This window comes from Mariniflexile sp. (genome assembly GCF_041583155.1).
Classification (GTDB): Bacteria; Bacteroidota; Bacteroidia; order Flavobacteriales; family Flavobacteriaceae; genus Mariniflexile.
The window spans coordinates 41042-52217 of record NZ_JBFHGK010000029.1 but is presented as its reverse complement, the minus strand read 5'-3'; the positions used below and the strand labels follow the sequence as shown (position 1 = coordinate 52217).

Sequence of the window (11176 nt, the reverse complement as noted above, 5' to 3'; positions counted from 1 at the left end):
TAACTTAGCAGTCTTACTTTTTGCTTTTATTACGAAAAGAGGTCTTTATACTATGACTCCGGAAAAACAATGGAGTAAGAATACTAATGAGTTTGATAAAAATTTCAAATCAATTGAAGATATTGACCTTTCAAATTATAAACTAGGTTCTGGCCACGTCTATGATAACAAAAGTTAACCCCATAATATTATAAAATTTTATATAACCTACATTTTTCTATTGTTTCAAAATGTAATACCTGATGAGCAAAATATAAACCAATTAATTAGTATGTTATCTATAGGCATTATAACTTTACTTTTATTACTAATTATTAGCTTAATAAAGTAAGTAAATTAAAAAAGAAAATAAATTCTTGGAAGAAAATAATAAATAACAACAAAAGCCTGCAAATGCAGGCTTTTGTTGTTTTAGACTAGTACATAATTAACGTACTAGTTTTTTATACTTAATACGTTTCGGCATTAAATCGCCACCCAAACGTTTCTTTTTATTTTCTTCGTATTCACTAAAGCTACCTTCAAAGAAATACACTTGACTATCGCCTTCAAAAGCTAAAATGTGCGTACATATTCTATCTAGAAACCATCTATCATGCGATATTACTACCGCACAACCAGCAAAGTTTTCTAAACCTTCTTCTAATGCACGCAGCGTATTCACATCAAGGTCATTCGTAGGCTCATCCAATAACAATACGTTTCCTTCTTCCTTTAGTGTCATAGCTAAATGCAAGCGGTTACGCTCACCACCGGAAAGCAGTTTCACTTTTTTATTTTGCTCACCTCCAGAAAAATTAAAGCGACTTAAATAAGCACGAGAATTTACTTCGCGTCCGCCCATCAAAATAAGCTCTTGCTCATCACTAAAGTTTTGCCATATTGTTTTTTCAGGATCAATATTTGAATGAGACTGATCAACGTAAGCTATTTTTGCAGTTTCACCAACAATAAACTCTCCTTTATCAGGCGTTTCTTCACCCATTATCATTCTGAAAATAGTTGTTTTACCAGCACCATTCGGCCCAATAACCCCAACAATACCTGCTTGTGGCAATTTGAAATTTAAATCTTCATATAATAATTTATCTTCAAACCCTTTGCTTACACCAACAGCTTCAATTACGTTCGTTCCCAAACGTGGACCGTTAGGAATGTAAATCTCCAGCTTCTCATCTAATTGTTTTTGGTCCTGACTCAATAACTTATCATAATTCTGTAAACGTGCTTTTTGCTTGGTTTGACGTCCTTTAGCTCCTTGACGAACCCATTCTAACTCGCGTTCTAAGGTTTTCTGACGTTTAGAGGCAGTTTTACTTTCTTGTGCTAATCGCTTCGATTTTTGATCTAACCAAGACGAATAATTCCCTTTCCAAGGAATACCTTCTCCTCTATCTAATTCTAAAATCCAACCCGCTACATTATCTAAAAAATACCTATCATGCGTTACTGCAATTACGGTTCCTTTATATTGTGCTAAATGCTGCTCCAACCAATGTACAGATTCTGCATCCAAGTGGTTGGTTGGCTCATCTAATAATAATACGTCTGGTTCTTGCAACAATAGTCTACATAATGCTACACGTCTGCGTTCACCACCAGATAACACGCTAATTTTCTTATCGCCATCTGGTGTTCTAAGGGCATCCATTGCTATTTCTAGCTTAGTATCTAATTCCCATGCATTACTAGCGTCAATTTTATCTTGAAGCTCTGCCTGGCGTGCCATTAGTTTATCCATTTTATCTGGGTTAGAATATACTTCCTCCAAACCAAACATATCATTTATTTTGTTGTATTCATCAAGAATAGCAACGGTTTCCGCAGCACCTTCCTTTACAATTTCCAAAACGGTTTTAGTCTCATCAAGATTTGGTTCTTGCTCCAAATAGCCAACGGAATAATCTTTTAAAAAGGTAACATCACCCTGAAAATTCTTTTCAACACCAGCTATAATTTTAAGCAAAGTAGATTTCCCTGAACCGTTTAATCCTAGGATACCAATTTTAGCTCCGTAAAAAAAGCTTAAATAAATATTTTTTAATACTGGGGTATTAGCTCCCGGAAATGTCTTGGTTAAACCAGACATGGAAAAGATCACTTTCTTATCGTCACTCATTTTTGTTTATTGTTAATATGTTTGTAATTAAAAAGTTTTAAACTCGCCCTTTAAGCGCATTAAAAACCCATGCAATAGCAAAAAAACCAATACCAACCGAGGCAAACCCCCAACCTGCTACATCATTATATCTAAATGCTCCAAGAGCTATTAAAATTAATCCTACTACAATCATAATCCATGTAGCCCAAGCTAATACCGTATTTTTGTTCATTGCCATAATTAAAATTTTGTTTTTTAGGGCGCACCCTTAAAAGTAAGGTCGGGCTTTTCGCTATATCTTTTTTATGTGTTCATGTTCCTAAAAAATAAAAGCAGATGTTAAGGAAACACATAAAAAAGGATGTCACTTCAATCCCTTGCGCAAATTTACAGCACAAATATCGTATTTTTATATATAAAAGCATCTTTTTAGAAATTTAAATTTTGCAAAACACTAGCGATTCATTAAATGAATTCAAAAGCATTTAATCCGAAAAAAGGTGCGTTTTATCTGTATTTTTTATACAAGGATTTAATTTCGTGTCATTATATTATTTAAATTTACGGGATTTTTTTAATTGTTTTATTTTTTGTAAATTAAAAAGCGGACTTTTTAACTACATAACAAAATTTAACCTTTTACGTTTAGACCTTATAATAAATGATTTTTAAATCTAATGAAATGAAAATAGTATTCCTTTTTCTTATGTTTATTTGTACAGCTTTACAAGCGCAAGTTAGTAAGGAGGATACACACTTAAAGTTTGCCTTAAACCAAGCCGAACAAAATACTTTCATTAGTGAACAGGAGCAATTAGCTTTTTTAAAATCAAATAACCCAACAAATACCGATATGGTAATTGGTGCCGAACTAAACAAAGCTACGCCAAAAAGAGACCTGAGAGGTGTATTTTTGCCTTCAGTTTCTAACTTGTCTTGGCCAACAAATCGAAAAGCAACACCTGCACAACAACAAGCAGAATTAATAACAATTTTTGATGATTTAAAGGCTAATGGTTACAATACAGTTTTTATGCAGGTTCGTCCAGAAAGTGATGCCTTATATGCTTCTACAATCGATCCTTGGTCCTACTGGTTAACGGGTCAACAAGGAAAAGCACCTTCTCCATTTTGGGATCCGTTAGAGTTTGCTGTTAAGGAAGCACATGCTCGTGGTTTAGATTTACATGCTTGGCTAAATCCCTACCGAGTTAAACAAACACCTAACATGGAGTTATCTCCTAATAATGTGGCAAATCTACACCCAAATTGGACGTTTCAGGCCAAAATTAATAATACCGATAAGGCGCTTTCTTTAAAAATGCTTAACCCTGGTCTTCCTGAAGTCAGAGATTATATTGTTCGTGTTGTGGAAGACATAGCCAACCGTTACGATATAGACGGTATTCATTTTGACGATTATTTTTATCCATATTCTGGAATGAATGTAATACCTCAAGATGCTAAAACTTTTATTGCACATAACCCAACTAAAATTGCAACAATTGAAGATTGGCGAAGAAATAACGTAAACCTAATGATTGGAATGGTTTATGATGCCTTACAAACCATAAATACTACTAAAAATAAAAATATTGTATTTGGTGTTAGCCCTTTTGGAATTTGGAAATCTGACACACCTGCAGGCATAAAAGGAACATCATCATATAGTTCCTTGTATTGCGACCCAATTACTTGGTTAAATACTGGAAAAGTAGATTATTTAGCACCTCAATTGTATTGGAAAATAACCAAGGCACAAGATTATGTAGCTTTATCAAAATGGTGGAACGACCAAACAAAACTGTATGGTAAGCAATTGTATGTTAGTCAAGGATATTATAGAATGGATTTTACAAATCCTTGGGATCATACTGAAATTCAGAACCAAATAAACCAAAATAGACAATCGCATATGGATGCTACTTTTGGTCAAATTGCATACAGTTATAATTCAATAAAAAACAATTCAAAAGGAGTGAATGAAGCTTTAAAAACGAATCATTTCAAATACAAGTCTTTTGCTCCACCTGTATTAGGTGTTGGTAAAGACAACATATATCCAAACAAACCAACAAATGTTCGTTTTGAATCTTCAAAAATCTTATGGGACAACCCAAAACCAGCTCCTGATGGTGATTTACCTGTAAAGTATGTTGTGTATGCATTTGATAATCCCTCTGAAGCGATTACCAATATGAATGACGGCTCAAAAATTTTAGATATTGTTGTGGGGAATGAATTATCTTTAACCAAAGAGCAATTAAACTCAAAGTTTTTTGTTGTAACCTCTTTAGATAAAAATAACAATGAAGCTGGTGATTTTACCACTACAAACAAATTTGGAGTTTCAAAAAGAAAGGTAAACGAGTTGGTAGTAAACCCAATAGTAGAAGACGTTCAAATAACTATTGAAGATCCTAATATTCAAATTAAAAAATCTATTTAAATCAAATAAATAAATATTTGAAATTCTAGGATAACTATTTCCAAAATAGCAGATAATTAAACCACTTAAGTTTTACAATGAGAAATAAAAAAGGCTGTTTCAACTAATGAAACAGCCTTTTTTGTAAAACTAAAAAGTTTAAATATTTGTCAATAAATTAATGACTGATTATTTTTATATCGGACCTTCTGTTTTCTTGATGTTTGATTTCAGAACACTTGGTGTTATCATCACACTCATTAATTAATTGCTCTTCACCAAAAGCTTTACCTTCTACCCTACTAGTTTCTACACCTTTACCAAATAAATAATCTAAAGTGCTTTTCAATCTTCGTTCAGAAAGTTTTTGATTGTAAGACGCAGCACCTCTAGAATCCGTATGTGAACTTATTTCTAATAATAATTTTGGATGTTCATTTAGAATAATAATCAAGTTATTTAACACATTCCTTGATTTACTTGATAAATAAGAAGAATTTAATGCAAAATAGATATCATCCAGGTTATCTATTTTACTTTGAATTTTATTTTTCAATTCTTGCTTTTCTTTTTCAATTGCAGCAAGTCTTTGCGCTTCTTTCTCTTTTTCTAATTTTTCTCTTTGCAATCTAGCATCCTCTGCCAATTTGTTGGCTAAAGCGATAGAATCACTCACTCGTAATTTTTCTTTTTCTTCAGCTTTAATTAGTTCTAATTTCTTCTTGCCTTCTTCATTTAATTCCTTTTCATAATTGAATCGATAAACTACTCCTATAGCATGTTGTAAATGGTTAGTGAAATTTGTATTCATAGTCCACTTTCCTGAAGAATTAACATCTAATCCTAACCTATCAGAAAACCAAGTTCTAAAACCTAAAACAGCATTATAAGTTCCACGATCGTTATCGTTTGAATGCGTATAGCCAATACCAACACCAACATAAGGATCAAACCAGCCTGTATCTCCTACAAGTTTATTTAAATCGTAGCTTAATCTAGAATCAATTGAGTAATACTGCTTGTCTTCTAGAAGAGGAAAACCATCCACTATTTTATCCTTCTTATATTTGTTATAAGCTGCAATAGCCTCTAGGCCAAATCCACTTTTAAAGTACTTTCCAACACTAATACGCGATGGAAACGGAACTACATTCCATCCGTCTTCAAAATCTAATAATCTTCTAATGCTATCGTCGGAATCATCTACCGCATTAAAGCCGATACCGAACATCCAAGTACTAACAATCGTTGAATCCTTCTTTGTAAGCTCTGGAGTTTGAGCGTTAATTGTTAAAATATTGGCAACAAGACATAGTAATAAAAACTCTTTTTTAAATATCATCTCAATTTGGGGTTTTAATTTTGGTCGAAAGTATGTTACTTCTAGCTACACTTAAAATTTTTACTTTGAATTGTTAAAATAATCGATAATAGGACTTAATTATTTTTATTCTAGAATATTTAAAACAAAAATGAATAAACGAAGCTAATAAACATCAATAAAAAAATCACCCTTTAATTGGAGTGATTTCTTAACATTATTATTTTAAAATTCTAATTAAAATTCCATGGGAACCTCTATGAATAAAAGGCTTGAGTCTTCTGTTGCAGTAATTGTAAAAACATTTGATTCAGAAATTCCGATAGCATCTCGAGGTTCTAAAATCTGATTATAGATTTCCGTTTTTCCATAAATATTCATTACATAAACACCATGATTTGAAGATTTCAGAGTGTATTCAAATTTGTTATCCTTATCTAAATCAATTCTTGAAATTACAGCATCCTGATGAATTTTCAAACTTCCTACATGCGTATCATCCAAAGATGTAACAAGTATTTGAAGTTTGTTTTTTCTTTCAGCCTCTTCAAATTGCTTTTGATCGTATCTCGGTTTAACATTTTGTTTGTCTGGAAAAATCCATATTTGAAATAAACTTAAATGTTCATCCACCGAACCATTTATTTCAGAATGCTGAACACCCGTTCCAGCGCTCATAATTTGGACTTCATTAGGTAATACGGGAATCCAAGTATCTCCCATATTATCTTTGTGTTTTAAAACACCCTTTAATGGAATAGTAATAATTTCCATATTATCATGTGGATGTGTACCAAAGCCCATTTTAGGCGCAATTATATCATCATTTAAAACACGTAAAGCTCCAAAATGTACTCTCTCTGGGTTATTATAATTAGCAAAACTGAATGAATGATTTGCTTGTAGCCATCCGTGGTTTGCATAACCTCGTTCGGAAGCTTTATGTACAATTGTTTTCATGTTGTATTTGTTTTTATGGTTAGGACTTCACCCACCATACATTAATATTTACCGCATCTTATCAAGTAAATTACTTAATTGTTCAGCTTCTTCTTCACTTATTTTTTTTAATAAATCTTTATTAAAATCTTCTGGAATAGCCTTTAAAAGATCGTTTCCTTCTTCTGTTATTGCAATTTTAACTACACGCCTATCTTGCTCGCTGGGTAAACGTTGAATATAATTTTTTGCACAAAGCTTATCCATTAATCTAGTGGCATTTGGAGAACGCTCAATCATTCTATCTTTAATAATTTGAACATTTACAGGTTTACCTGCTCCTTTTAATATCCTTAAAATATTGTACTGTTGCGGTGATATTCCGTAGGATTTAAAAAACTCATTTTGAAACCCTGAAATCCAACTAGAAGTGTACAAAATATTCAACAAGGCTTTAACCCTGTTGTTGGGGAATATTGAATTAATTTCTTTTGATAAATCTCCCATTGTTAAATAATCAATTTAATACATCAGCATATTCGGCATGTTTTTTCTTAAAAATTGCATCTGCATACGAACATTTTGGAATAACCTTCAAATTGTTTGAACGCATATAGTTTACAGAAGCTTCAATTAATTCGTAACCAATACCTTTTCCTTTGAAGTCTTCACTAACCACCGTATGTTGTAAAATTAACTTGTTAGGCTTTTCATGCGAATAGCTCAATTCAGCCACATTCCTACCTTCTACTTCAACATAAAAGGCGCCGTCTAATCCATTATCTTTTTGATTCACTTTCATTTTTATAGACTATCCTCAAATTGTTTGACTAATTTCTTTAATTGCACATCTAATTCTTGGTCGGTTATTTTATTTTCAGAAAAATGTTTTTCAAAAGATGGTAAGGAAAATACTCCCTTAATATTAGCATCGTGGTACGGAAATCGTCCTTGAGCAATTTCTAAAACCGATGCCCCACCTCTAGCACCTGGTGAAGTTGCCATTAAAAGCATTGGTTTATTTGCAAATATTTTGCTTTCAATACGCGTCATCCAATCAAATATATTTTTAAATGCTGAAGTATAAGCTCCATTATGTTCTGCCAAAGACAAAAGAATACCGTCTGATGCTTTTATTAATTCCAAAAACTTATGAGCATTTTTAGGAATTCCTTTATCATTTTCTAAATCAATTCCATAAATAGGCAACTCAAAATCATTTAAATCTAAAATTGACACTCTTCCTTTTTCAACCAAAGTTGAAGCATATGTAACCAATTGTTTATTTATAGATTTTTTACTATTTGAACCTGCAAACGCTATAATGTTTTTCATAATTTTTTTTTAAATTCAAATATACGAGAAATAAATTTATATTCCAAGGAAACTATTTCCATGTTAAATTTTTAATAAAAGATTAACAAAAGCTATCAATAATTTGAATCTTTTGTATTTTAGCTTCAAACAAAACTGTAATGGATTTAAACTTTAATAAAAACGAAGATCACAATAAACTCTTAGTATCTGAACTGAATAAACGATTAGCAAAAGTTCATCTTGGTGGCGGCAAAAGTAGTATTGAAAAGCATCGTGCTAAAGGTAAAATGACCGCCCATGAACGTATTGATTATTTATTAGATAGTAATTCAAAATCCATTGAAATTGCTGCTTTTGCAGGTGAAGGTATGTACGAATCGCATGGTGGATGCCCTTCTGCAGGTGTGGTGGTTAAAATCGGTTATGTTAAAGGAAAACAATGTATTGTGGTTGCTAATGATGCTACCGTTAAAGCTGGTGCTTGGTTTCCAATTACTGCCAAAAAGAATTTAAGAGCTCAGGAAATTGCAATTGAAAACAGGTTACCTATCATCTATTTAGTGGATAGTGCTGGTGTTTATTTGCCATTGCAAGACGAAATATTTCCTGATAAAGAACATTTCGGACGTATATTTAGAAATAACGCCATTATGAGTAGTCTTGGAATTACTCAAATAGCTGCCGTAATGGGTAGCTGTGTCGCTGGAGGTGCTTATTTACCAATAATGAGTGATGAAGCCTTAATTGTAGATAAAACGGGCAGCATCTTTTTAGCAGGGAGTTATTTAGTGAAAGCTGCTATTGGAGAAACCATTGATAATGAAACTTTAGGTGGAGCTACCACTCATTGCGAAATATCAGGTGTTACAGATTATAAGGCTAAAGATGACAATGACGCCTTAGATACCATAAAAAACATAATCGATAAGATAGGTGATTATGATAAAGCTGGCTTCAACCGAATTGATGCAATTAAGCCTAAAGAAAAACCAGAGGATATTTATGGTATTCTGCCTAAATCTAGGGCAGACCAATATGATACTTATGAAATAATAAAGCGTTTAGTGGATAACTCAGAATTTGATGAGTATAAGGCAGGCTATGGAAAAACAATAATTACTTGTTATGCCAGAATAGACGGTTGGGCAGTTGGTATTGTTGCGAATCAACGTAAATTGGTTAAAACCGCAGGTGGTGAAATGCAATTTGGTGGTGTTATTTATAATGATAGTGCAGATAAAGCAACACGTTTCATAGCAAATTGTAATCAGAAAAAAATACCCCTCGTATTTTTACAAGATGTCACCGGATTTATGGTAGGCAGTAAAAGTGAGCACGGAGGCATTATAAAAGATGGTGCTAAAATGGTTAATGCTGTTAGTAATTCGGTAGTACCTAAGTTTACAGTAATAATTGGTAACAGTTATGGCGCTGGAAATTATGCCATGTGTGGAAAAGCTTATGACCCAAGACTTATTGTGGCATGGCCTAGTGCCGAATTAGCTGTAATGAGTGGAAATTCTGCCGCTAAAGTATTATTACAAATTGAAAAAGCCTCTTTGGAAAAAAAAGGCGAAAAGATAACTGCAGAAAAAGAACAAGAACTTTATAACAAAATAAAAGACCGTTACGATGCTCAAGTATCTCCTTATTACGCTGCATCTCGTATTTGGACTGATGCCATAATAAATCCATTAGATACTAGAAAATGGCTAAGCATGGGTATAGAAGCAGCAAATCACGCACCTATTGAAAAAGCTTTTAATTTAGGTGTCTTACAAGTTTAAGTTAAATTCATATATCTTTTAAATATACTATTAAAGAGCGACCTTCGTCACTCTTTAATAGTATACAATCATGGTTACCTTTTATGTATCTTCTTTGTTAATACACTTCCATCATCATTCGTAATATTCACAAAATATACACCTGTTTTCAAAAAGGATATATTAAACTTATTTTCTTTACTAGCAAAGACATTACTTCCTAACGTATTGTAAATTTCAACTGAATTTCTTGTTCCATCAGAATTTAAAATAGTAACATCGCTTGATACGGAATCCACTATCAATCTTATGTCCTTTTTAGTAGTAATCGAATCATTTATTCCGAGTACAATTTGACTGTTATAGTTAGCTGTTGTTCTATAATTTGTACCCGATGTATAACTTTCAATTTTATTATAAAAAGGAAAATCATCTAATATAAAATCCAATCCAGTTTTATCTTTAAATGGGTGGGCATAATTAGACATAAGTTCAGTCATATCATAATAGTAAATATTTTCATTTGAACCACCATCATATGTGTAAGTTTCTTTTATCCTATTGAAGGAAGTATCTAACTCGTACTCTATTTTTTCATTTTCAACATAAGTTATACCGTTCCATTTTTGAAAAGACTTCTCTGCTAATTTATTATTAACATCATAAGTAAATACATCTCTTCCATCTGTAGTCCAACTTATACTGTTATCCATGCTTGTTTGTATTATAATACTAGAAACTCTGTTGTTTCCATTATAACTTAAGTTATAGCGTTCTTGTAAATTCCATTCTCCACCTATCCAATAATAATCTTCTGATGCTTCTATTCTATTATTATCATAAATAAAGGTGGTTTTATATTTGTTTTCCCAAGATCCATTATCCCATTCTTCTTCCTTCCATTCTATTATATTTCCGTTACCATTATACGTGTATGTGGCTCTATATTCATTTTCAAATTGTTCTGTTAGAATATTCCATTTCTTATCCGTTTCTGAAGTAACCTTGTTATTGGCATTGTAAGTGTAATTAATTGTGTAACTATTCTTCCAATTATTTTCTAAATTATCCCAGAAAAATTCCGTTTCAAAAATTAAATTATTGTTTGAATCATATTCATAATTAGAACCATAACTATTTATCCAAGTGGAACCATCAGAATACTCACTTACAGTAGACAACAACTTATTTTGCCCATGTAAGGTAACCGTAATAATAAATAATAAAAATGTAATTGTTTTCATAATGTTATAATTGAATTGGTTTATACTAATTTAAGCAAAAAATACTTACAAAAACCATTT

Annotated in this window: 10 protein-coding genes; 2 read left to right on the top strand and 8 right to left on the bottom strand. The window is 32.0% G+C overall.

The annotated features are described in order from the left end of the window. Window positions 1–427: 427 nt before the first annotated feature. Entirely contained in the window at window positions 428–2119 is a 1692-nt protein-coding gene (gene ettA, locus ABYI63_RS11510; protein ID WP_372756496.1) for an energy-dependent translational throttle protein EttA, read from the bottom strand. Between the two features lie 37 nt (window positions 2120–2156). After that, on the bottom strand, window positions 2157–2339 hold the full coding sequence (locus ABYI63_RS11505; protein ID WP_372756495.1) for a CAL67264 family membrane protein: 183 nt from the start codon (window positions 2337–2339) through the stop codon (window positions 2157–2159). 444 nt (window positions 2340–2783) lie between these two features. Between ABYI63_RS11505 and ABYI63_RS11500 the strand changes: the two genes are divergently transcribed. Then, window positions 2784–4550, top strand: a complete 1767-nt coding sequence (locus tag ABYI63_RS11500; protein ID WP_372756494.1) for a glycoside hydrolase family 10 protein — start codon at window positions 2784–2786, stop codon at window positions 4548–4550. Between the two features lie 157 nt (window positions 4551–4707). Here the strand turns inward: ABYI63_RS11500 and ABYI63_RS11495 are convergent, their stop codons facing one another. The 5 genes from ABYI63_RS11495 to ABYI63_RS11475 form a co-directional block, all read right to left on the bottom strand. Next, window positions 4708–5871: an OmpA family protein gene (locus tag ABYI63_RS11495; protein WP_372756493.1), complete on the bottom strand. Its 1164-nt coding sequence runs from the start codon at window positions 5869–5871 to the stop codon at window positions 4708–4710. A 216-nt stretch (window positions 5872–6087) separates the two neighbouring features. Then, the gene (locus ABYI63_RS11490) at window positions 6088–6810 is read right to left on the bottom strand and encodes a pirin family protein (protein ID WP_372756492.1); all 723 of its coding nucleotides are present in this window, start codon (window positions 6808–6810) and stop codon (window positions 6088–6090) included. Between the two features lie 48 nt (window positions 6811–6858). Continuing rightward, the gene (locus ABYI63_RS11485) at window positions 6859–7296 is read right to left on the bottom strand and encodes a MarR family winged helix-turn-helix transcriptional regulator (RefSeq protein WP_372756491.1); all 438 of its coding nucleotides are present in this window, start codon (window positions 7294–7296) and stop codon (window positions 6859–6861) included. 10 nt (window positions 7297–7306) lie between these two features. Continuing rightward, window positions 7307–7591 carry a GNAT family N-acetyltransferase gene (locus ABYI63_RS11480; RefSeq protein ID WP_372756490.1) on the bottom strand — a complete coding sequence of 95 codons (285 nt, stop codon included), beginning with the start codon at window positions 7589–7591 and terminating at the stop codon, window positions 7307–7309. Between the two features lie 2 nt (window positions 7592–7593). After that, complete coding sequence (locus ABYI63_RS11475; protein ID WP_372756489.1) at window positions 7594–8124, bottom strand: NADPH-dependent FMN reductase; 531 nt, start codon at window positions 8122–8124, stop codon at window positions 7594–7596. Window positions 8125–8264: 140 nt separating this feature from the next. On the opposite strand from ABYI63_RS11475, the gene ABYI63_RS11470 reads away from it, so the two are divergent. Beyond that, entirely contained in the window at window positions 8265–9893 is a 1629-nt protein-coding gene (locus tag ABYI63_RS11470) for an acyl-CoA carboxylase subunit beta (RefSeq protein ID WP_372756488.1), read from the top strand. A 74-nt stretch (window positions 9894–9967) separates the two neighbouring features. On the opposite strand, the gene ABYI63_RS11465 is transcribed toward ABYI63_RS11470, so the two are convergent. Further along, window positions 9968–11116, bottom strand: coding sequence for a T9SS type A sorting domain-containing protein (locus ABYI63_RS11465; protein ID WP_372756487.1), 1149 nt, complete (start codon window positions 11114–11116; stop codon window positions 9968–9970). Window positions 11117–11176 lie beyond the last annotated feature (60 nt).